Below are 20,566 nucleotides of genomic sequence, written 5' to 3'. Positions count from 1 at the left end.
TTCAATCGCGCCGGTTCATCCCGGCGGAGATGGCCCGCGCCGTGCGGCACAGCGGCTCCAGGCACTGCTCCACCATCTGCTCGGCCGTGCGCACGCCCTGGATCCACACGATGTTGACGCAGCCGTAGAGCCGCCCCGGCGCGGCCAGGATAGGCAGGGCGATGGCCTCCAGCCTATCGTTCTGGTCCTTGCGGGTCTTGTCGTAGTCGCCGCCAAAGCGCTGCTCGCGCAGGCCGTAGCCTTGGCGGCGTGTCTGCTCCAGCATTTTCTCCACGGCGGCGCAATCGTGGGCCAGCGCGTCGCCCTCGCGGCGGCTGCGGCGCAGCGCGGCCAGGATCGAATCGCGCTCTTTGTCGGCGCAGAACGCCAGATACGCGCGCCCCACCGCGGAGCGCAGCATGTTGATCTGGAAGCCGATGTTGTCGCGGCGGATGGTGAAGTACGACTGGCTGCGGTTGGTTTCGCGCACGATCATGGCGGTGCCGCGGCGCACCGTCAGGTCCGACGGCCACAGCACCTGCGCCTGCAGCCGGTCCAGCTCCGGCGCCGCGCACTGGCCCAGCAGATCCAGCACGCGCGCGCGCCGGCTGGGCTCGTTGAGCGAGCTGGCGGGGCAAAAATAGTCGTCCGCGATCCGCCGCCAGATCAGTCCGCGCAGTTGCAGCGTCGCCAGGATGCGCAGCAGCGTGGCCTTGGCGTAGCCGGTGCGCACATGCAGCTCCTGCAGGCTTGCGCCCTGCGTGGCGCGCACCTCGTCCAGCACGATCAGGCCGCGCTCCAGCGCGTCTATGGTCTTTACCTTCGGCGTCCAACGGCTCATTGCGCCCCCTCTTTCAGCACAACCGGAAATTTCACTCAGTGAAACTCTAGCAAAACCTGCTTGAGCCGCCCACCCCCCGCGAAATATCGTGGCGTCTAACGCAAGCCGCGGTGGCTGGCGGAACGGGAAGAGAGGCGGGAATGAGCGGACAGGCTGTACGCAATGTGCTCTGGATCATGTGCGACCAACTGCGCTGGGACTACCTGTCCTGCTATGGGCACCCGCGCCTGCGCACCCCCAATATCGATCGTCTGGCCGCCGAAGGCATGCGTTTCGACAATGCCTTCGTGCAGGGCCCGGTCTGCGGGCCGTCGCGCATGTCCTATTACACCGGCCGCTATGTCACCAGCCACGGTGCGGTGTGGAACTTCGTCCCCATGCCTGTCAGCGAAATGACGCTGGGCGACTACCTGCGCCCCCTGGGCGTGCGCGTGGCGGTGGCGGGCAAGACCCACGTGGAGGCCGACAGGTCCGGCATGCGGCGCCTGGGCATAGATCCGGCAAGCGCCAGCGGCCTGCTGGCCGCGCAAGGCGGCTTCGAGCCCTACGACCGCGACGACGGCATCTGGCCGCCGGGCTTCAGCGACGAATCGCACCACTACACGCAATACCTGCGCAAGCAAGGCTACGACGGCGCCAATCCCTGGCACGACCACGCCAACTCGGCGCTGGGCGCCAACGGCGAGATCCTGTCCGGCTGGAACATGCGCTATGCCGGCCTGCCGGCGCGCGTCGCGCAAGCCGACTCCGAAACGCCCTACATGACGCGGCGCGCGATCGAATTCATGGAGCAAAGCGGCGAGCAGCCCTGGGTGCTGCATCTGTCCTACATCAAGCCGCACTGGCCCTATGTCGCACCCGCGCCGTACCACGCCATGTACTCGGCCGACGACATGCAACCCGCCAAACGCGCGGCGCGCGAACTCGAAAACGCGCATCCCGTGCTGCAGGGCTTTCGCCAGGCCGAGGTCAGCAGGAACTTTTCCTGCGACCAGGTGCGCGAGACCGTGATACCCACCTACATGGGCCTCATCAAGCAGGTCGACGACCAATTGGGCGTGCTGTTCGACTACCTGCGGCGCAGCGGCCGCGACCAGGACACCATGGTCATCTTCTGCAGCGACCATGGCGACTACCTGGGCGACCACTACCTGGGCGAGAAGGAACTGTTTCACGATTGCGTGGCCAAGGTGCCGCTGATCGTGCGCCTGCCCGGCGACGGCGCGCGCCGCGGCGCGGTGGAATCGCGGCTGGTGGAAGCGATCGACCTGGTGCCCACCATCCTGGACGCGCTGGGCGCCGAGATCCCCGACCACATCCTCGAAGGCCGTTCCCTGCTGCCGCTGCTGCGCGGCGAGGAACCCTCCGACTGGCGCCGCGCCGTGTTCTCGGAAAACAACTACGCGTTCCGCGACTTCGTGCGCGAACCGCTGGGCCGTCCCGCCGACGGCTGCCACACCATCATGGTGCGCGACCACGATTGGAAGTACGTCCATTTCGAAGGCCTGCGTCCGCAGCTGTTCGATTTGCGCGCCGACCCGGACGAGTACGACGACCTGGGCGCGGATCCCGCGCACGCGTCCGTGCGGGAACGCTACCAGGCCATGCTGTTCGACTGGCTGCGCAACCGCAGGATCCACCCCACCGTCAGCCACGCCGCCATGACGGGATGGACACGCAAGGAGGACTCGGTCGGCATCCATATCGGCAGGTGGTAGCGCAGCGCGCCCGGACCAGGGCGCCTGAAAAAATAAACTCAGGAGACAGCATGAAATCGCAATTACTTGCGCTGGCAGCCTGTATGGCCGCCAGCACGGCGTCGCACGTCCAGGCGCAGGAGGAGTGGCCCACGCGCGCCATCCGCATCGTGGTCGCCTTTCCCGCGGGATCGCCGGGCGACACCGCCGCGCGCATCGTGGCCGACGCCGTGGGGCAGTCGCTCAAGCAGCCGGTCATCGTCGAGAACCGCCCCGGCGCGGGCGGCAACATCGGCGCCGAAGCGGTGGTCCGTGCGCCCGCCGACGGCTACACCTTCCTCGAAGCGCCCGACACCGTCGTCACCATCAACCCCGCCATCTACCGCAAGCTGAATTTCAAGGCCGACGACCTGACGCCGGTGGTCGCGCTGGCGAACTTCAACCAGATGCTGGTGTGCTCGGCCGCCTCGGGCCTGCGCACGCTGGCGCAGCTGGACGCGCAAGCCAAGAAGACGCCTGGCGCCCTCAGCTATGCCTCCGGCGGCCAGGGCGTGCCTGGCCATCTGGCGATGGAGCTCTATCTGTCGGGCGCCGGCCTGGACATCCTGCACGTCCCCTACAAGGGGCCGTCGCCCGCCACGCAGGACGTGCTGGCCGGCCAGGTGCCCTGCGGTTATCTGGCCTCGCCGGTGGTCGCGCCCTACGTTGCGGCCGGCAAGCTCTACGGGCTGGCGGTGTCGGGCAGCGCGCGCTCGGGCCAGGCGCCGGACGTGCCGACCATGCAGCAGGCCGGCGTGGCCGGCTACGACGCCACCTTCCGCGAAATGCTGTTCGCGCCCAAAGGCACGCCGGCCGCCATCGTGCAACGCATGAATACGGAGGTGGCGCGCGCCCTGGCGCTTCCGGAGGTGAAGCAGAAGCTGCAAGGCAACGACCTCGATCCGCAGCCCGAATCGCCCGACGCCACTGCGCTGCGCTTGCGCGAGGACGCCGCCAAATGGACCGGCGTCATCCGCAAGATCAATCTCAAGGTGGACTGAGACGCCCGCCCCTTTCCCCCGTCCGCGCCCTTTCCGCCGCGCGGGCAGCAGTACCCGACACAGGAGGCACCATGAACACCGCAACACCGACCACCGTCTTCGGCTCGCTCAAGGATTACCGCAAGGGCTCGATCGAGATCACGCAAGGCTCGCCGCGCCATTACGTCTTTTCCAACATTTTCGAGGTGGCCGCGAACTCGGCGCCCTACGAAAAGGTCGTCGTCGGCAAGAACCTGGAATACGTCATCGAAACGCTGCGCGCCGAAGGCGTATCGCCTTGGTACGCCTGCAGCCACGACGAGTTCGCGATCCTGATGGACGGCCAGGCCCAGGTCGAGTTCCTGGCGCTGGACCAGCCGCCCCCCGCCGCTGACGGCACGGCGCTGGCGGGGACGGCCCCCGCCGGCAAGCCCATGGGCCGCGTGCTGCTGGGCCGCGGACACCAATGCCTATTGCCCGCCGGCTGCGCCTACCGCTTCACCGCACCGTATCCGGGCGTGCTGCTGATCCAGACCCGCGCCGGCGAATTGTCCGTCGAGAAGTGGGCGGACATCTGCCTGCAGTAAGCCGCCCCCCTTTTTCCTTTTCTGGAGTACCGATATGGCCATGCTGGACACCCCCGCTCCCGCCTCTTCCTTCGCCGCCGGCAAAGTCGTGGCTAGGCCCGCCGACGCCGTCACCGGCTACAAGCGCTTCGATCTCGGCGCGTTCACCTTCACCCGTGACGAATACTTCGTCAAGGTGCACTGGCCTTCCAAGGGCCAGACGCGCACCCACGCCATCGCGGCCGACGCTTTCCTGCGCGCGCTGATGCGCGACGTGGCCTGGGGCTTCTTCTACGGCTGGGTCAACTTCGACCACGTGTTCGGCACGCGCAACCACTACGGCAAGGTGGACGTCTACGCCGGCTCGTTCAACGGCGTCATGAAGGCCGCGGGCGTGGACTACACGGAAACCTTCGACACGCCGCTCATCATGGCCACCTTCAAGGCCATGCTGCACGACTGGACCAACGAAGGCTTCGATCCGTTCGCCGCGCCCGAGGAAACCGGCTCCGCCTTCGGCCGCAAGCACGGCGACAACATCGCCGCCATCGAGCGTTCGCGCATCGCCACGCGCCGCATGCCCGGCCTGCCGGAAGACTCGCCGCTGCGCGACGACCTGCCGGTCAACCGCGCCTTCGCCGACGTGACCCAGGATGAGCCGCAGATCCAGGCCGAACCGGGCTACGAGGGCGCGCTGCACGCGTTCAGCCTGTTCAAGTACCTGTCGCGCTCGGACGTGACCTGGAACCCTTCTGTCACCTCCGTCTGCGGCGCCAGCCTGTTCTGCCCCACCACCGAGGAGTTCATCCTGCCGGTGTTCCATGGCAATGACCGCGTCGAATGGTTCCTGCAACTGTCCGACGAAATCGTCTGGGACATCGGCGACAAGGACACCGGCGCGCCGCGCGCCCGCGTCACCATGCGCGCAGGAGACATCTGCGCCATGCCCGCCGACATCCGCCATCAGGGTTATTCGACCAAGCGCTCGATGCTGCTGGTCTGGGAGAACGCCACCCCCGATCTGCCCCAGCGCTACGAAAGCGGCGAACTCGCGCCCTACCCCGTCGAGTTCTGAACCCGCCTCCTTCCACCCATCACGTATCCAGAGCCATGCAGAACAAACTCTTTATCGACGGCCGTTTCGTGGACGCAGCCGCCGGCGGCACGATAGACGTGCTCAACCCGCACGACGGAACCCTCATCACTGCCATCGCCGCGGCCGAAGCCGAAGACGTGGACCGCGCGGTCGCGGCCGCGCAACGCGCCTTTCCCGCCTGGTCGCGCATGGCGGCGGCCGAACGCGGGCGCCTGCTGCTCAAGCTGGCCGACCTGATCGAAGCCAACGCGGAAGAACTGGCGCAGCTGGAAACGCTGGACACCGGCCATCCGATACGCGACACGCGCGGCCTGGACGTGCCGCGCACCGCCGGCTGCTTCCGTTACTTCGGCGGCATGGCCGACAAACTGCAAGGCAGCGTCATTCCGGTGGAAGCGGGCTTCCTCAACTACGTGCAGCGCGCGCCCATCGGCGTGGTCGGCCAGATCGTGCCGTGGAACTTCCCGCTGATGTTCACCAGCTGGAAGCTGGGGCCGGCGCTGGCGGCCGGCAACACGGTGGTGCTAAAGCCTTCCGAACTCACCCCCCTGTCGACCCTGCGTATCGCCGAACTGATGGCCCAGGCGGGCTTTCCCGAAGGCGTGGTCAACATGGTCCCCGGCTACGGCCACACCGCAGGCCAACGCCTGGCCGAGCATCCCGGCGTGGGCAAGATCGCCTTCACGGGGTCGACTGCCACCGGCCGCCGCATCGTGCAGGCGTCCCAGGGCAACCTCAAGCGGGTACAGCTGGAACTCGGCGGCAAGGGCGCCAATATCGTGTTCGACGACGCCAACCTCGACGCTGCCATCAACGGCGCGGCCTGGGCCATCTTCCACAACCAGGGCCAGGCCTGCATCGCAGGTTCGCGCCTGATGCTGCACGACAAGATCGCCGATGCCTTTCTGGAGCGCTTCACGGCGCTGGCGAATTCCATCCGCCTGGGCGACCCGCGTTCGCCCGATACCGAAATGGGTCCGCTGACCTCGGCGCAGCATCGCGACAAGGTCCTGTCCTACGTGGGCATTGCCGCCGAACAGGGCGCGCGCCTGCTGGCCGGCGGCCAGGCGCCCGGCGGCGAACTGGCCCGCGGCTACTACGTCGCGCCCACCATCGTCGAAGCCCGGCCCCAGGACCGCGTCGCGCAGGAAGAAGTCTTCGGCCCTTTCGTCACCGTGCTGCGCTTTGGCAGCGACGAGGAAGCGCTGGCCATCGCCAACGCCACCGATTACGGCCTGGGCAGCGGCCTGTGGACGCGCGACCTGGCCCGCGCCCACAAAATGGCAGGCGCCATCCACGCCGGCATGTGCTGGATCAACTGCTACAAGCGGGTCAATCCCGGCAGTCCGTTCGGCGGCGTGGGCCAGTCCGGCTACGGACGCGAAATGGGCTTCGAGGCCATGCATGACTACACTGAGGCAAGGTCCGTGTGGGTCAATGTGGACGCCGCCGTGCCGCCGCATTTCAAGCGCTGAGGAGCCGCCATGAACCCTGCCATGCCGAACGCCGAAACCGCCCTGACCGACACGGTCGCCGCCGCCTTCGCCCAGACGCCGGATCCCAGGCTGCGTCAGCTGATGCAGTCCCTGGTGCGGCATCTGCACGCCTTCGTTGCCGACGTCGAGCCCACCGAGGCCGAATGGATGGCCGCGATCCGGTTCCTGACCGAGACCGGCCAGATCTGTGACGGCGCGGTGCGGCAGGAATTCATCCTGCTGTCCGACACGCTGGGCGTATCGATGCTGGTGGACGCCATCAACCACCGCAAGCCGGGCCAGGCCACCGAGAGCACGGTGTTCGGCCCCTTCTACATGGCCGGCATGCCCGAGCGCGCGGCGGGCGAGGACATGGCGCAGACGCCAGGCGAGCCCGCGCTGGTGCATGGTCATGTGCGCGACACCGAAGGCCGGCCGCTGGCCGGCGCCGTGCTCGACGTGTGGCAGACGGCCGCCAACGGCATGTATTCGGGCCAGGACCTGGACCAGCCGCAGGGCAATCTGCGCGGCCGCTACCGCAGCGGCGAAGACGGCAGTTTCGCGATCCGCACCATCCTGCCGGTGTCCTATCCGATCCCGGGCGACGGTCCCGTCGGCCGCATGATGGCGGCGACCGGCCGGCACATCTTCCGGCCGGCGCATCTGCACTTCATGATCGATGCGCCTGGGCACCAGCGGCTGGTAACCCATCTGTTCAACGCCGGCGATCCGTATCTCGCGTCGGACGCGGTGTTCGGCGTGAAGCCCTCGCTGGTGCTGCAATACCGCCCGCAAGCTGCGGATTCCGCGCTGGGCAAGCGCTACGGCTTCGGGTCGGACTTCCACGAGGGACGTTATGACTTCGTGCTGCCCCGCGCTTGAGCACGCCGCCGGGGCGGCGCTGTGCCGGGTCGAAGACATTCCGGATGGCGGCTCGCTGACGGCGGAGATGGGCGCGCAGCCGGTGGTCCTGCTGCGGCGGGGCCAGACGGTCTGGGGCTACGTCAACCGCTGCCCCCACTTCTCGGTGACGCTCAACGCGGCCGACGGCGCGGTCCTGACCTACGAAGCCCAGGTATTGATGTGCGCGCATCATTCGGCCCTGTTCCGCTTCGAGGACGGGTTGTGCATCGAAGGCCCCTGCCAGGGCGCGGCGCTCGACCCGCAACCGCTGCGCGTGGACGCGGGACGCGTCTACGCGGCCGATTCGAATCTGAAAATCGATTGAAAGGTTGACGCCGCCGACAACAGTTGTTACACACACAGACGCATTGCACTTGCCCTCAGAATCTCTCCATAAGAGGTGGTTTATGAACAAGCGTATTGTTGTCGTAGGCGGCGGCGTAGGCGGCACCATGCTCGCCAATCAGCTCGCCGGAAAGCTGTACCCCGAAATCAGCCGCGGTGAAGTCTCCATCACGCTGCTGTCGGACACGCCGGATCACTACTACAAACCGGCGTTCATGTACGTGGCCTTCAACCTCTTCTTCCAAGAGGAACTGAAACGGCCGGAACGTTCCCTGCTGCGCCCCGAGATCGAATTCCGCGTCGACAAGGTCACGCGGTTCCACTTCGACCGCCAAGAGGTCGCCACGCAGGGCGGCAAGCGCTACGGCTATGACTATCTGGTCATCGCCACCGGCTGCGTACCCTCGCCCGAACGCATCGAAGGCCTGAAGGAGGCCGGAGACCACTTCTACCAATACGCGCCCGCCAGGCAGTTGGCGGACCGCCTGTCGCGCATCGAGCGCGGGCGGGTATTCATCAGCGTCACCTTCCCCAAGACGCCCAACGTCCCGCACCAGTGCGGCATCGCGCCGATCGAAACCACGCTGATGCTGGACGACTACCTGCGGCGGCGCGGCGTGCGCGACAAGGTGGAGATCATCTACACCTACCCCACCACCTCGCAGCTGCTTCGCAATTGCCTGTTCCTGCAGCGGCCAACCTGCGAAGTGCTACCCGCCATCTTCGAGCAGAAGGGCATACAGTTTCAACGCGGCTTCACCTTGTCGCGGGTCGATCCCGACCGGCGCATCGCCTACTCGGAGGAAGGCGGCGAACAGCCCTTCGACATCCTCATGGCCACGCCGCCGATACGCGCGGTGGATGTCGTGCTGGAGTCCGGCGTGTCGCAAGCCGAAAACAACGAAGGCTGGCTGCCGACCGACCACGAGACGCTGCAGGTCTACGGGCTGCAGAATGTCTACGTCATCGGCGACACCGTCGATCTGCCGGTCAGCAAGGCGGGCGGCTCCTGCCATAACCAGGCGCCGGTCATCGCCAACAACATCGCCGGCGAGATCCGGCTGGGCCAACCGTGCAGCGCCTATGACGGCCGGGTGCAGGCGGTGGCCCAGATGGGGCTGAACGCCGGCATGCCGCTCTGGTACGACTACACCCATGACGTGCTGCCCACGCCGCCCACCAAACTCGGCGGCCTGCTGCGCCACGGGTTCAACCGCGGCCTGTACTGGGCCGTCGCAAGGGGAATGCTATGAACGCGCCGCACGAAGCAAGCGCCACGCAGGCCGCCGACGCGGCCGCTCCGTTCCTGGGCGGCGGGCCGGGCGCACGCGCGCTGGCCGACAGGCTGGGCCTGCTGGCCGAAGCGGGACGGCTGGACAACATCGCCGACCTGCTGTCGCTGGCGTCCGATCTGGTGGATCTGCTGGATCAGTCCATGGTGGAAAAGCTGGCGCTGCTGTCGGAACAGGCCAGCAGCGCCGCCTGGACCGCCGCCAATACGCTGCGCGATGCCCACACGCGCACATTGCAGGAAGCGCGCCCTCCGAGCCTGACCGGCCTCATCGGCCTGATGCGCGATGAGGACACCCGCCGTGGCATGGCCGTGGTGCTGCGGGCGCTGCAGACGCTGGGCAGGCAGATGGCGGCGCAACGCAAGGACTACGCCGACGCAAGCTGAAGACGCATGTAAAAAACCCCCGGAAACTGGACGTCAGTCCAGCTTCCGGGGGTTGTTTTCATGCGCGGCCGGGATCTCGCCGCGCCGGACCCGTTTACTGCAAGGTCCGCGTAAAGACGAACTGCCCGTCCTGCCAGTCCACCGGCACCACGTCGCGCGGGCCGAAGCGGCCTTCCAGGATCAGGCGCGCCACCGGGTTTTCGATCTGCTGCTGGATCGCGCGCTTCAAGGGGCGCGCGCCGAACACCGGATCGAAGCCGGAGCGGGCCAGTTCCGCCAACGCGGGTTCGCTCACTTCGAGGCGCATCTCCTGCTTTTCCAGGCGCTCGCCCAGGCGGCGCAGCTGGATGCGGGCGATCGACTCGATGTGCTGCGCTTCCAGGCCATGGAACACGACCACTTCGTCGATACGGTTCAGGAATTCGGGGCGCAGGGTCTGCTTGAGCTCGTCCCACACCACTTCCTTGACCACTTCGTAAGGCTTGCCGGCCAGGCTCTGGATATGGTGCGAACCCAGGTTGGACGTCATCACGATCACCGTGTTGCGGAAGTCCACCGTGCGGCCCTGGCCGTCGGTCAGGCGGCCGTCGTCCAGCACCTGCAGCAACACGTTGAAGACGTCCGGATGGGCCTTTTCGACTTCATCCAGCAGCACCACGCTGTACGGCTTGCGGCGCACGGCTTCGGTCAGGTAGCCGCCTTCTTCGTAGCCCACGTATCCCGGCGGCGCGCCGATCAGGCGGGCCACCGAGTGCTTCTCCATGAATTCGCTCATGTCGATGCGGATCATGTGCTCTTCGGAATCGAACAGGAACTCGGCCAGCGCACGCGTCAGCTCGGTCTTGCCCACGCCCGTGGGGCCCAGGAACAGGAAGGAGCCGTAGGGGCGCGACGGGTCCGCCAGGCCGGCGCGCGAACGCCGGATGGCGTCGGACACCAGGCGCACAGCCTCGTCCTGGCCCACCACGCGCTTATGCAGGTATTCCTCCATGTGCAGCAGCTTCTCGCGTTCGCCCTGCATCATCTTGGACACCGGAATGCCGGTGGCGCGCGACACGACCTCGGCGATTTCCTCGGCGCCGACGCGGGTGCGCAACAGGCGCGGACGCCCTTCGCCGCCCTCGGCTTCCTCGGCCGCTTCCGCGGCGCCCACTTCGGCCGCCTTCAGGCGCGCTTCCAGGTCCGGCAGCTTGCCGTACTGCAGCTCGGCCAGCTTGTCGAACTGGCCCTTGCGCTGCAGTTCCGCCATTTCGGCGCGCACGCTGTCGATTTCTTCCTTGATGGCCTGCGTGCCCTGCACCGCCGCTTTCTCGGCCTTCCAGATTTCCTCGAAGTCGTTGTACTCGCGTTGCAGCTTTTCGAGTTCGTCCTCGATCACGCCCAGGCGGCGCTTGGAAGCGTCGTCGGATTCCTTCTTGACGGCTTCGCGCTCGATCTTGAGCTGGATGATGCGGCGGTCCAGCTTGTCCATCACTTCCGGCTTGGAATCGATTTCCATGCGGATGCGCGCGCCGGCCTCGTCGATCAGGTCGATGGCCTTGTCAGGCAGGAAGCGGTCGGTGATGTAGCGGTGCGACAGTTCGGCCGCGGCCACGATGGCCGGGTCGGTGATCTCGACGCCGTGGTGGATTTCATAGCGCTCCTGCAGACCGCGCAGGATGGCGATTGTGGATTCCACGTCGGGCTCGTCGACCAGCACCTTCTGGAAGCGACGCTCCAGCGCCGCGTCCTTCTCGATGTACTTGCGGTATTCGTCCAGCGTGGTCGCGCCGATGCAGTGCAGCTCGCCGCGTGCCAGCGCGGGCTTGAGCATGTTGCCCGCGTCCATCGCGCCTTCGGCCTTGCCCGCGCCCACCATGGTGTGGAGTTCGTCGATGAAGACGATGTTGCTGCCGTCGTCCAGCGACAGCTCTTTCAGCACGGCCTTCAGGCGTTCTTCGAATTCGCCGCGGAACTTCGCGCCGGCCAGCAGCGCGGCCAGATCCAGCGACAGCACACGCTTGCCGCGCAGCGTTTCGGGAACTTCGTCATTGACGATGCGCTGCGCCAGGCCTTCGACGATGGCGGTCTTGCCCACGCCGGGTTCGCCGATCAGCACGGGGTTGTTCTTGGTGCGGCGCTGCAGGATCTGGATGGTGCGGCGGATTTCGTCGTCGCGGCCGATCACCGGGTCGAGCTTGCCTTGGCGGGCGCGCTCGGTCAGGTCCATGGTGTACTTGGACAGGGCTTCGCGGTTGGATTCGCCTTCCGCGCCGGAGACGTTCTCGCCGCCGCGCACGGCGTCGATCGCGGCCTCCAGGGCCTTTTTCTGCAGGCCCGCGTCGCGCAGGATGCGGCCGGCGTCGCCCTTGTCGTCCGCCAGCGCCAGCAGGAACAGTTCGCTGGCAATATAGGTGTCGCCACGGCGCGCGGCTTCCTTGTCGGTGCGGGTCAGCACCGCCTGCAGGTCGCGGCCGACCTGGACGTTGTCGTCGCCCTGCACCTGCGGCAGGGACTTCAGGGCGCTGTCGATGGCCGACTGCACCCGGTTGACGGCCACGCCGGCGCGCGCCAGCAGGCTGCCCGCGCCGCTGTCGGAATCCGACAGCAAGGCGGAGAGCACGTGGATGGGCTCGATGTAGGGATGGTCGTTGCGGGCGGCCAGACTCTGAGCGTCGGCCAGGGCTTGCTGGAACTTGGTAGTCAGTTTGTCGAATCGCATAATGGTCGTTTGGCTTGTTGGGGAGCCTGACCGATACGTGCCGGCTGGCTCGATATCCTGAATATGCGGCCAGATGCGAGAATTTCAACACCCTGCCCGCGCCATGGTTTTTTCGACGTGCAGCAACAACCTGACCTATGAGCATATACGTTTTTGTCTACGGCACCCTACGCGCGGGCGAAATCAATGACCTGGCTCAAGCCGCCGCCCGGCGCGGCCTGCCGGCGGCCCGCCATGTCGGTCCGGCCAGCGTGCCGGGCCGCCTGGTGGACTTCGGCGACTGGCCCGGCCTGATCCCGGTGGACGACGGCCGGCGCGTGCGCGGCGACGTTTTCCAGGTGGAGCCCGCCCTGGTGGCGCTGATGGACGAGATCGAGGAGTACGAATCCGGCAAGCCCTGCTGCTTCGTGCGGCGCGAGGTCGTGGCGCGCCTGGAACCGCCCGCGCAAGCCCCGGAACTGCGCTGCCAGTACTACCCGATAGACCCGGCCCTGCGCGGCGCGGCGGTCGATATAGCCGCCGACGACTGGGTCGCTTACCGCCTTGCGCGCCCCCTATCGGACGCCCCGTAAGACGCCCGTAGTAACAACGGACTACAATACAGCTTGTCTTAAGCTTTATACCCATGCCGGCATCCGTCCGCGCAATGGGCACTATAGAGGTCATCGTATGCAAAAACGGGTCCCCGTTGCCCCTGATGCCGCCCATTGCTCCACATGCATGCTGGGGCATGTATGCGTGCCCGTGGGCATGGCAGCCGCGGAAGTGGAAAAGCTGGACGAACTGGTCAGGGAACGCGTGCGCCTTGAAAAAGGCAAGCCGCTCTATTCGCTGAATCACCCGCTGGACGCGGTCTACAGCGTGCGCTTCGGCAGCCTCAAGACGCAGCTGGAAGACGCGACCGGCCAGATCCAGGTCACCGGCTTTCATCTGCCCGGCGAAATCGTCGGCATGGACGGCATGCTGGACGGCAAGCACGTCTCGACCGCCGTGGCGCTGGAAGATTCCGAGGTCTGCGTCATCCGCCTGGCCGACATCGACCGGGTCGCGGCCCACCTGCCCTCGCTGCAGCAGCAGTTCCGCCGCCTGATGAGCCGCGAAATCAACCGCTCGCACCAGATGCTGGCATCGCTGGGCTCCATGCGCTCCGAGCAGCGCCTGGCCGCGTTCCTGCTGAACTTGTCGCAGCGCTACGCTTCGCTGGGCTATTCCTCCACCGAATTCGTGCTGCGCATGAGCCGCGAGGAAATCGGCAACTACCTCGGCCTGACCCTGGAAACGGTCAGCCGGCTGTTCTCGCGCTTTGCGCGCGACGGCCTCATCAAGATCAACCAGCGCGAGGTCCGCATCCTGGACCTGCCCGCGCTCAAGCAGTTGCTGGGCCAAGAGAGCTGCTGAATTTCCGCCGCGCCATGCGCCGCGCACCCATCCTCCCCTTGCTTGTAGCGCGGCCGGACCGCATGCGCGGCCTGGCCGCGCTGTTCGCCCTGGCGGCGCTCGCGCCGCTGGCCGCGCGCGCGCAGACGCCCCTGCCCGACCCTTACGACTACAGCGAAACCGCGCCCGCGCCCAAGCGCACGGCGCCCTTGCGCTGGCAGTCCGTGGAACTGGGCAAGCCCGGCCACCGCTACAAGATGCCGGTCTACGCCAACCGCGACCTGGCCAAGGACGACCTGCGCAACATCAAGCAGGTCGTGGTCGTGATCCACGGCGTCAAGCGCGACGCCGACCGCTATTACGAATCTGTCGCCGCGCTGCTGGCGCACAACCCCGAGCGGGCCCGCGACACCCTGATCCTGGCGCCGCGCTTCTCGGGCTCCATCGATTCGGGTTTCGGCGGCATGGCGGCCTGGCGCAAGGCCAGCTGGGAAGACGGGGAAGACAGCGTGCAGGCCGCGGGACGCCCCGCGCCCGTCAGCTCGTTCCAGGTGCTGGACGACCTGCTGCGCAGCCTGGACGACCGCAAGCGCCTGGCCTCGCTGGCCGGCATCGTGCTGGCCGGCCACTCGGCCGGCGGGCAGTTGGTACAACGCTACGCGGTGCTGAACAACATCGACGGCCCGCTGCGGCGCGACGGGCTGGCGCTGCGCTACGTCGTCGCCAATCCTTCGTCCTACCTGTACCTGAGCAACGAGCGCCCCCGCGCCGACGGCAAGGGCTATGCGCCCTACGAGCGCGGCATCTGCCCCACCTACAACCAGTACAAGTACGGCCCGGACAAGCTGCCCGCGTACTCGCGCGAGACCGACGAATCCAAGCTCTTTGTGCGCTACGCCGCGCGCGACGTCACCTATCTGCTGGGCGGCGCCGACAACAATCCCGAAGACCGCCTGCTGGACAAGACCTGCGGCGCGGAAGCCCAGGGCGCGACCCGGCTGGCCCGCGGCACAGGCTACGCACAATACGAACACGTGCTGGCCGCCCGCGGCGCCAAACCCGTGACGCTGCACCGGCGCGCCTTCGAAGTGGCCGGCATCGGCCACAACAACAAAGGCATGTTCGGCTCGGTCTGCGGCACGCAGGCGCTGCTGGGCGACGAGGCCCAGTCGGCGGAAGGCGCCGCGCCTTGCGAAGTCATCAAGCCACGCGGCAAGTGAGCCGGCGCGGCCAGGCCTGACAAAAAGCTGAACAAGAAGCGGTATTGATACGCGTGCATTTCCGCGCGCGCAGGCGCAACATAACGCAATGCATGTTCCATTCGCGGCCCACCCGCGATCGCGTGTCCGGCGTCCCCCGACAAACGCACCCGAAGGATGGATATGACACAAGCGTATCTCGACATCCCCGACGCGAAGCGCCGCATCAAGGCGATCTTCATCGGCTCCATGGGCAATCTGGTGGAGTGGTATGACTTCTACGCCTATACCGCTTTCGCCCTGTACTTCGCCCCCGCGTTTTTCCCGTCCCACGACCCGGTCGTCCAGCAACTGAACGCGGCCACGCTGTTCGCGGCCGGCTTCATCGTGCGTCCGCTCGGCGGCTGGCTGTTCGGCCATCTGGCCGACCGCCATGGGCGGCGCCTGTCGCTGATGGTGTCGGTGGGGATGATGTGCGTGGGCTCGCTGATCATCGCGGTCACGCCCACCTATGCCACCATCGGCCTGGCCGCGCCCGCGCTGCTGGCCCTGGCGCGCGTGATCGAGGGGCTGAGCCTGGGCGGCGAGTATGGCGCCAGCGCCACCTACCTGACCGAGATCGCGGACCCCGAGCATCGCGGCTTCTATTCCAGCTTCCAGTACGTCACGCTGATCGGCGGCCAGCTCTGCGCCATCCTGGTGCTGCTGCTGTTGCAGAACGTGTTCCTGACCCACGAGCAGTTGGTGGAATGGGGCTGGCGCATCCCCTTCGTGATCGGCGCCATGCTGGCCATCATCACGGCCCTGATGCGGCGCGACATGCCCGAGACGGATTCCTACAAAGAGGCGCAGAAAGCGCCCAAGCCGCAGACCAGTTCGCTGCGCGGCCTGCTGAAATATCCGCGCGAGGTCGCGATCGTGGTGGGCCTGACCGCGGGCGGCACCGCGGCGTTCTATACCTTCACCACCTACATGCAGACCTTCGTGCGGCAGACCTCGGGCTTCTCCGACATCGTCACCACCTACATCATCGCCGGGTCGCTGATCTTCGCGCTGATCCTGCAGCCGGTGTATGGCGCGCTGTCCGACAAGATCGGGCGCAAGCCGCTGCTGGTGTTCTTCGGCGTGGCAGGCGCGGCGCTCACGGTGCCCATCCTGATGACGCTGTCGCATACGCATTCGCCCTTCATGGCCTTCCTGCTGATCTGCGGCGCCTGGGTGTTCACGGCCGGCTACACCTCCATCAACGCGGTGGTGAAGGCGGAGCTCTTCCCCACCAACATCCGCGCCACCGGCGTGGCCGTGCCCTACGCCGTGACGGTGTCGATCTTCGGCGGCACGGCGCCGGCCATTGCGCTGTTCTTCAAACAGCAGGGGCACGAGGAGTGGTTCTACTACTACCTCGCCGGCATCATCTTCCTGTCGCTGCTGGTGTACGCCACCATGCGCGACACCAAGCACCGGTCGGCCATGCACCAGCACGCCTGATTCCTTTCGCGCCAACTTTGTTGCTTGACAGTCCCGCGGCTTCGGCTTAATACTTAACCCTATGGTTAAGTTTAAAGACGACACACTGGACAGCATCTTTTCGGCCCTGGCAGACGGCACGCGGCGCCGGGTGCTGGCCGACCTGGAACAAGGCGCGGCCTCGGTCAGCGAGCTGGCCCGGCCGCACGCCATGTCCCTGCCCGCTTTCATGAAGCATCTGCGCGTGCTGGAAGACGCCGGCCTGATCGCCCGCGCCAAGGACGGCCGCGTCGTGAACTGCACGCTATCGCCCGAACCCATGCGGGCGGCATCCGACTGGCTGGCCCGCTACGAGAAGTTCTGGAACGGGCAGCTGGATTCGCTGGCGCGCTACCTGTACCACGAGGAAGAGGTCCACCCATGGAAAAACGAAGCACCCGAGGCGAAACAGCCCCCATCGAACTCCGCCTCAAACGCCGCTTCGACGCCCCCGTCGAACGCGTCTGGCGCGCCTGGACGGACCCGCAAGCGCTGATGCGCTGGTTCGGTCCCGCCGAAACCCGCAAGGTGCTGCGGGCGGAAACCGACGTACGCGTGGGCGGCGCCTATCAGGTGGGATTCGCCACCGAGGACGGGCTGGAGCACCACGCCAGCGGCCACTACCGCGAAGTCGAACCGCAGCGCCGCCTGGTGTTTACCTGGGCCTGGCGCGATACGCCCGCGGAAGTCTCGCTGATCACCCTGGAATTCACCCCTGCCGGCGGCGGCACCGAGCTTGCCTTCCTGCAAACCCCGTTCGTCGACCAGGCCACCCGCGACAGCCACCAGCATGGCTGGCTGGGCGCGCTGGAACGGCTGGCGGCCCATCTGGCGAAGCCGGCCTGAATCCCCGCCGTTCGCCCTACCCGGGCCTGCCGGCCCATTCCAAGGAGACACACGATGCAGACCGATCACCCCGTCGTATCCCGAGCGCAATGGGACATCGCGCGCGAGGCGCTGCTGCGCCGCGAAAAAGAACTGACTCGTGCCCAGGACGCGCTGGCCCGCGAGCGCATGGCCCTGCCCTGGGTCAAAGTGGACAAGCCCTATCGCTTCCAGGGCGCGGCCGGCTCCGTGGACCTGGCCGCGCTGTTCCAGGGCAGGAGCCAGCTCATCGTCTACCACTTCATGTTCGGCCCGGACTGGGAGGAAGGCTGCGTGGGCTGCTCGTTCCTGGCCGACCACATGGACAGCGCGCTCATGCACCTGCGCCAGCATGACGTGACGGTGGTCGCCGTGTCGCGAGCCCCCTACGCCAAGCTGGAGGCCTTCAAGCGCCGCATGGGCTGGCAGTTCCCCTGGTACTCGTCCGAAGGCTGCGACTTCAATTTCGACCTGCTGGCCTCCGTGCCCAAGGCCGACGGCAGCATGGAGGAAAACTCCGGCGCCAGCGCGTTCTTCCGCGACCCGGACGGCGAGATCTTTCATACCTATTCAAGCTTCTCGCGCGGCGTGGAAAGGCTGGCCGGGGCCTACAACTACCTGGAATTGGCGCCCCTGGGCCGCAACGAGAACGGCCCGCACTTCAACCTGGGCGACTGGGTACGCCACCATGACCGCTACGACGACGCGCGGCCGCACGCCTGCCACGCCTGCGGCTAGGCGCAAGCCCGGCGATGCAGTCCGCGTGGCCTCCGACGCCGCCGTCCTGTGGCTGGCCTGCACCGCAGCCATGGCCGCGGGGCTGTGGGCAGACACGCTGCGCACGCCGGCGGCGCTGCTGGCCAGCCTGTGCGGGGCGTCCGGCGGGCTGCTGGACCAAGCCTGGCGCCATGCGGCCCTGATGCCCGCCAGCAGCGCAGCCATGCTGATTGCCGCGCTATTGCCGCTGCCAGGCGCGCCGCGCATGGCAGCGCGGCTGGCCTGCGCACTGGCGATGGGGCTGGGCATGCTGGCAGGGGCTCAATGGGGCATGGCGGCGGCGCTGGCCGCGAGCGTCGCGCCATTCGGCGGAATGGCGGCCGGCATGGCGCTGGGAATGGGCGTCGCCATGGCCGCCGCGGCGCTGATTGCAGGCGCTAGCGCCGCGCCCCGGTAAGCGGGCGCGGTGGCGCAACGGGCGCGGCCTCGATCGGCGCGGCCAGGGGCGCCTGGATTTCCAGGGCGGACTCGGCCTGCGCCACGCAGGGCAGGATCCAGCCTTCTTCCTTCTCGTCGCGCGACAGCCCCGGCCACTCGATGCGGTACGAGATCTCGCCTTCCAGCAGCAGGCACATGCAGGCGCGGCATGTGCCGTTACGGCACGAACTGGGCAGCTTGATGCCGGCCGCCTGCGCCGCCAGCAGCACGGAGGTATCGGCCGGCGCGTCAAAGCGCAGGCCGGCGGGCTGCACCAGAACGGGAAATGCGGACATGTCTGGACAGATTCCGGACCGGGCTTCAGCCCGCGTTGTCCTGCCAGTCCAGCTGCCAGGCGCCGGACAGCACGTTCTGCATCCACAGCACGCAGGTCAGCGTCTTGGCGTCGGTGACCTCGCCCTTGGCGCAAGCCTCGATCAGCTCGGCGGGATCCGCGCTGATCACATCCAGGAATTCGTCCTGGTCCAATTGGCGAGGCCCGGCGCGCAGGCCGCGGGCGAAGTAGATATGGATGATCTCGGTGGAATACGCGATGGCCAGGTGCAGCGCTCCCGCATGCGCCCACTGATCCGCGGTATAGCCGGTTTCCTCCAGCAGCTCGCGCTTGCCGCAGGCCAGCGGATCCTCGCCCGGATCCAGCTTCCCGGCCGGGAACTCGGTCATCACGCGTCCGATGGGATAACGGAACTGACGCTCCAGCAGGACCCGGCCATCGTCCAGCAGCGGGATCACCACCACCGCGCCCGGATGCACCACGTACTCGCGCGTGGCCGTGTTGCCGTTGGGCAGGCTGACCGTGTCGCGGCGGATCTTCAGGAAGGCGCCGTTGTATGGCGCCTCGCTGGCGACGAGTTTTTCTTCGAGATGGGAATCGGGCTTGCGGGTCATGGCGGGTCGGATACCTCAAGGGACGCGCGGATGATGGCCAGTCCGCGCGGGCAGCACGAGCTTACCATCGCCGCCCGCCTTCCCCGATGACGCCTACTCCGCGACGCGGATGACGAGCTTGCCGAAGTGCCGGCCCGACGCCAGGTGCTCGAACGCCTCGCGCGCTTCGGCAAACGAGTAGACGCGGTCGATGACCGGCGCGATGCGCGCCACGTCGACGAAACGCGCCACGTCCTCGAGCATCTTGCGGCTGCCGACGAAGATGCCTTCCAGCCGCTTGACGCCCGCAATCAACGCCAAGGGCGCGACCGGCACGGCCGCGAAGCCGCTGACGCCGCCGATGACCGCAATGGTGCCTCCCATGCGCGCGGCCGCGACGGAACGTTCGAGCGTGCCTTCGCCGCCGACTTCCACCACCACGTGGGCGCCCTCGCCGCCGGTCAGGCGCAGCACTTCGTCCTGCCATTGCGGCGTTTCACGGTAGTTGATCGTAAGGTCCGCGCCCAGCTCGCGCGCGCGGGCCAGCTTGTCCGCGCTGGACGAGGTGATGATGGTGCGCATGCCGGCTGCCTTGGCCAGTTGCAGGCCCCAGATGGAAACCCCGCCCGTGCCCAGGAACAAAGCCGTCTGGCCCGCCTTGGCGCGTCCGGCGACGAACAGCGCGTTCCATGCGGTGACGGCGGCGCAAGGCAGGGTCGAGGCCTGCTCGTCGCTCAAGGATGCCGGCGTTGCGACCAGGGCGTGCTCGGCAAACACGCTCTCGGTGGACAGCAGGCCGTCGGTGGCGGCGCCCGGCGCCAGCGCCACCGTGGCGGGCGTGGGCTCGCCATCGATCCAGTCCGGCATGAATGCGCCCATGACGCGGTCGCCGACCTTGAACCGGCTCACGCCCGCACCCACCTCGATCACCTCGCCCGCGGCGTCGGAGGCGGGTATGACCGGATCGCCCGAACCCTTCAGATACTCGCCGCGCGCCACCATCAGGTCGCGGTAGTTCAGCGACACGGCCTTGATGCGCACGCGCAGCTCCAACGGCCCCAGGCTGCGAGGCTGGCGCGTGACGCGCTCCAGCGAAGCGATGTCCTTGCCGCTGGTGACGGTGTATGCCTGCATGTTGTTTCTCCTATCGATTCAAAAAAGGCCCCCACGCTGCGCCTTCGGCTTGCTGCCCCCAAGGGGGCTTTTTTGCCTTGGGGCGGCCCGGCGGCAAAAAAGAC

The 20,566-nt window shown here is 67.3% G+C and carries 22 protein-coding genes; 17 read left to right on the top strand and 5 right to left on the bottom strand.

The features are described 5' to 3' along the window. Position 1 precedes the first annotated feature (1 nt). Positions 2-820 (bottom strand): IclR family transcriptional regulator C-terminal domain-containing protein, encoded by an 819-nt coding sequence (locus IB258_RS06145; protein WP_156337347.1) that lies wholly within the window; start codon positions 818-820, stop codon positions 2-4. 140 nt (positions 821-960) lie between these two features. Here IB258_RS06145 and IB258_RS06140 point away from each other — a divergent pair, with 140 nt between their 5' ends. The 9 genes from IB258_RS06140 (at position 961) to IB258_RS06100 (ending at position 9,599) form a co-directional block, all read left to right on the top strand. After that, a complete protein-coding gene (locus IB258_RS06140; protein ID WP_175213728.1) occupies positions 961-2,538 on the top strand; it encodes an alkaline phosphatase family protein in 1,578 nt (525 codons plus the stop codon). Positions 2,539-2,588: 50 nt separating this feature from the next. Beyond that, on the top strand, positions 2,589-3,557 hold the full coding sequence (locus tag IB258_RS06135) for a tripartite tricarboxylate transporter substrate binding protein (RefSeq protein WP_192352301.1): 969 nt from the start codon (positions 2,589-2,591) through the stop codon (positions 3,555-3,557). A gap of 71 nt (positions 3,558-3,628) precedes the next feature. Further along, complete coding sequence (locus IB258_RS06130) at positions 3,629-4,123, top strand: hydroxyquinol 1,2-dioxygenase (RefSeq protein WP_192328611.1); 495 nt, start codon at positions 3,629-3,631, stop codon at positions 4,121-4,123. Positions 4,124-4,157: 34 nt separating this feature from the next. Beyond that, on the top strand, positions 4,158-5,177 hold the full coding sequence (locus IB258_RS06125; RefSeq protein WP_192328613.1) for a hydroxyquinol 1,2-dioxygenase: 1,020 nt from the start codon (positions 4,158-4,160) through the stop codon (positions 5,175-5,177). Between the two features lie 35 nt (positions 5,178-5,212). Continuing rightward, a complete protein-coding gene (locus IB258_RS06120; RefSeq protein ID WP_119449282.1) occupies positions 5,213-6,673 on the top strand; it encodes an aldehyde dehydrogenase family protein in 1,461 nt (486 codons plus the stop codon). A gap of 9 nt (positions 6,674-6,682) precedes the next feature. After that, a complete protein-coding gene (locus tag IB258_RS06115) occupies positions 6,683-7,555 on the top strand; it encodes an intradiol ring-cleavage dioxygenase (protein WP_175164162.1) in 873 nt (290 codons plus the stop codon). Further along, entirely contained in the window at positions 7,530-7,901 is a 372-nt protein-coding gene (locus tag IB258_RS06110) for a Rieske 2Fe-2S domain-containing protein (protein WP_054452499.1), read from the top strand. Before IB258_RS06115 ends, IB258_RS06110 begins: the two co-directional genes overlap by 26 nt. A gap of 82 nt (positions 7,902-7,983) precedes the next feature. Then, positions 7,984-9,174, top strand: coding sequence for an FAD/NAD(P)-binding oxidoreductase (locus tag IB258_RS06105; RefSeq protein ID WP_119449280.1), 1,191 nt, complete (start codon positions 7,984-7,986; stop codon positions 9,172-9,174). Continuing rightward, positions 9,171-9,599, top strand: a complete 429-nt coding sequence (locus IB258_RS06100; RefSeq protein ID WP_175164159.1) for a DUF1641 domain-containing protein — start codon at positions 9,171-9,173, stop codon at positions 9,597-9,599. The genes IB258_RS06105 and IB258_RS06100 overlap by 4 nt, the downstream gene beginning before the upstream one ends. A gap of 94 nt (positions 9,600-9,693) precedes the next feature. Here IB258_RS06100 and clpB read toward each other — a convergent pair whose 3' ends face one another. Then, entirely contained in the window at positions 9,694-12,300 is a 2,607-nt protein-coding gene (clpB, locus tag IB258_RS06095; protein ID WP_054452508.1) for an ATP-dependent chaperone ClpB, read from the bottom strand. A gap of 137 nt (positions 12,301-12,437) precedes the next feature. Here clpB and IB258_RS06090 point away from each other — a divergent pair, with 137 nt between their 5' ends. The 8 genes from IB258_RS06090 to IB258_RS06055 all read left to right on the top strand — a co-directional run bounded on the left by IB258_RS06090 (position 12,438) and on the right by IB258_RS06055 (position 18,420). Continuing rightward, a complete protein-coding gene (locus IB258_RS06090) occupies positions 12,438-12,872 on the top strand; it encodes a gamma-glutamylcyclotransferase (RefSeq protein ID WP_054452511.1) in 435 nt (144 codons plus the stop codon). Positions 12,873-12,969: 97 nt separating this feature from the next. Beyond that, positions 12,970-13,698, top strand: a complete 729-nt coding sequence (locus IB258_RS06085; RefSeq protein WP_013394848.1) for a helix-turn-helix domain-containing protein — start codon at positions 12,970-12,972, stop codon at positions 13,696-13,698. Between the two features lie 14 nt (positions 13,699-13,712). Next, the gene (locus tag IB258_RS06080; RefSeq protein WP_225590301.1) at positions 13,713-14,897 is read left to right on the top strand and encodes a hypothetical protein; all 1,185 of its coding nucleotides are present in this window, start codon (positions 13,713-13,715) and stop codon (positions 14,895-14,897) included. Between the two features lie 162 nt (positions 14,898-15,059). Next, the gene (locus IB258_RS06075; protein ID WP_054452516.1) at positions 15,060-16,364 is read left to right on the top strand and encodes an MFS transporter; all 1,305 of its coding nucleotides are present in this window, start codon (positions 15,060-15,062) and stop codon (positions 16,362-16,364) included. 61 nt (positions 16,365-16,425) lie between these two features. After that, positions 16,426-16,878 carry a helix-turn-helix transcriptional regulator gene (locus tag IB258_RS06070; RefSeq protein WP_119449275.1) on the top strand — a complete coding sequence of 151 codons (453 nt, stop codon included), beginning with the start codon at positions 16,426-16,428 and terminating at the stop codon, positions 16,876-16,878. Beyond that, positions 16,764-17,228 carry an SRPBCC domain-containing protein gene (locus IB258_RS06065; protein ID WP_119449274.1) on the top strand — a complete coding sequence of 155 codons (465 nt, stop codon included), beginning with the start codon at positions 16,764-16,766 and terminating at the stop codon, positions 17,226-17,228. The genes IB258_RS06070 and IB258_RS06065 overlap by 115 nt, the downstream gene beginning before the upstream one ends. 54 nt (positions 17,229-17,282) lie before the next feature. Further along, complete coding sequence (locus IB258_RS06060; protein ID WP_119449273.1) at positions 17,283-17,984, top strand: DUF899 domain-containing protein; 702 nt, start codon at positions 17,283-17,285, stop codon at positions 17,982-17,984. After that, entirely contained in the window at positions 17,935-18,420 is a 486-nt protein-coding gene (locus tag IB258_RS06055; RefSeq protein ID WP_225590300.1) for a hypothetical protein, read from the top strand. Before IB258_RS06060 ends, IB258_RS06055 begins: the two co-directional genes overlap by 50 nt. Here the strand turns inward: IB258_RS06055 and IB258_RS06050 are convergent. The 3 genes from IB258_RS06050 to IB258_RS06040 all read right to left on the bottom strand — a co-directional run bounded on the left by IB258_RS06050 (position 18,401) and on the right by IB258_RS06040 (position 20,462). Continuing rightward, on the bottom strand, positions 18,401-18,736 hold the full coding sequence (locus IB258_RS06050; RefSeq protein WP_054452532.1) for a 2Fe-2S iron-sulfur cluster-binding protein: 336 nt from the start codon (positions 18,734-18,736) through the stop codon (positions 18,401-18,403). The two genes, IB258_RS06055 and IB258_RS06050, sit on opposite strands and share 20 nt — an antisense overlap. 25 nt (positions 18,737-18,761) lie before the next feature. After that, positions 18,762-19,349, bottom strand: a complete 588-nt coding sequence (locus tag IB258_RS06045; RefSeq protein ID WP_054452535.1) for an NUDIX domain-containing protein — start codon at positions 19,347-19,349, stop codon at positions 18,762-18,764. A 93-nt stretch (positions 19,350-19,442) separates the two neighbouring features. Continuing rightward, positions 19,443-20,462 (bottom strand): NAD(P)-dependent alcohol dehydrogenase, encoded by a 1,020-nt coding sequence (locus IB258_RS06040; protein WP_119449272.1) that lies wholly within the window; start codon positions 20,460-20,462, stop codon positions 19,443-19,445. Positions 20,463-20,566 lie beyond the last annotated feature (104 nt).

Source organism: Achromobacter sp. ACM02, from assembly GCF_014851605.1.
GTDB lineage: Bacteria > Pseudomonadota > Gammaproteobacteria > Burkholderiales > Burkholderiaceae_B > Achromobacter > Achromobacter aegrifaciens.
Note: the sequence above shows the minus strand (reverse complement) of the source record. Positions and strands in the feature narration are given on the sequence as shown.

Coding starts and splice junctions, on each gene's coding strand:
- IB258_RS06045 (WP_054452535.1), bottom strand. CDS start 19,349: ATGACCCGCAAGCCCGATTCCCATCTCGAAGAAAAACTCGTCGCCAGC.
- IB258_RS06140 (WP_175213728.1), top strand. CDS start 961: ATGAGCGGACAGGCTGTACGCAATGTGCTCTGGATCATGTGCGACCAA.
- IB258_RS06065 (WP_119449274.1), top strand. CDS start 16,764: ATGGAAAAACGAAGCACCCGAGGCGAAACAGCCCCCATCGAACTCCGC.
- IB258_RS06135 (WP_192352301.1), top strand. CDS start 2,589: ATGAAATCGCAATTACTTGCGCTGGCAGCCTGTATGGCCGCCAGCACG.
- IB258_RS06055 (WP_225590300.1), top strand. CDS start 17,935: ATGACCGCTACGACGACGCGCGGCCGCACGCCTGCCACGCCTGCGGCT.
- IB258_RS06105 (WP_119449280.1), top strand. CDS start 7,984: ATGAACAAGCGTATTGTTGTCGTAGGCGGCGGCGTAGGCGGCACCATG.
- IB258_RS06075 (WP_054452516.1), top strand. CDS start 15,060: ATGACACAAGCGTATCTCGACATCCCCGACGCGAAGCGCCGCATCAAG.
- IB258_RS06115 (WP_175164162.1), top strand. CDS start 6,683: ATGAACCCTGCCATGCCGAACGCCGAAACCGCCCTGACCGACACGGTC.
- IB258_RS06080 (WP_225590301.1), top strand. CDS start 13,713: ATGCGCCGCGCACCCATCCTCCCCTTGCTTGTAGCGCGGCCGGACCGC.
- IB258_RS06050 (WP_054452532.1), bottom strand. CDS start 18,736: ATGTCCGCATTTCCCGTTCTGGTGCAGCCCGCCGGCCTGCGCTTTGAC.
- IB258_RS06110 (WP_054452499.1), top strand. CDS start 7,530: ATGACTTCGTGCTGCCCCGCGCTTGAGCACGCCGCCGGGGCGGCGCTG.
- IB258_RS06060 (WP_119449273.1), top strand. CDS start 17,283: ATGCAGACCGATCACCCCGTCGTATCCCGAGCGCAATGGGACATCGCG.
- IB258_RS06040 (WP_119449272.1), bottom strand. CDS start 20,462: ATGCAGGCATACACCGTCACCAGCGGCAAGGACATCGCTTCGCTGGAG.
- IB258_RS06145 (WP_156337347.1), bottom strand. CDS start 820: ATGAGCCGTTGGACGCCGAAGGTAAAGACCATAGACGCGCTGGAGCGC.
- IB258_RS06120 (WP_119449282.1), top strand. CDS start 5,213: ATGCAGAACAAACTCTTTATCGACGGCCGTTTCGTGGACGCAGCCGCC.
- IB258_RS06130 (WP_192328611.1), top strand. CDS start 3,629: ATGAACACCGCAACACCGACCACCGTCTTCGGCTCGCTCAAGGATTAC.
- IB258_RS06085 (WP_013394848.1), top strand. CDS start 12,970: ATGCAAAAACGGGTCCCCGTTGCCCCTGATGCCGCCCATTGCTCCACA.
- IB258_RS06070 (WP_119449275.1), top strand. CDS start 16,426: ATGGTTAAGTTTAAAGACGACACACTGGACAGCATCTTTTCGGCCCTG.
- IB258_RS06100 (WP_175164159.1), top strand. CDS start 9,171: ATGAACGCGCCGCACGAAGCAAGCGCCACGCAGGCCGCCGACGCGGCC.
- IB258_RS06125 (WP_192328613.1), top strand. CDS start 4,158: ATGGCCATGCTGGACACCCCCGCTCCCGCCTCTTCCTTCGCCGCCGGC.
- IB258_RS06090 (WP_054452511.1), top strand. CDS start 12,438: ATGAGCATATACGTTTTTGTCTACGGCACCCTACGCGCGGGCGAAATC.
- clpB (WP_054452508.1), bottom strand. CDS start 12,300: ATGCGATTCGACAAACTGACTACCAAGTTCCAGCAAGCCCTGGCCGAC.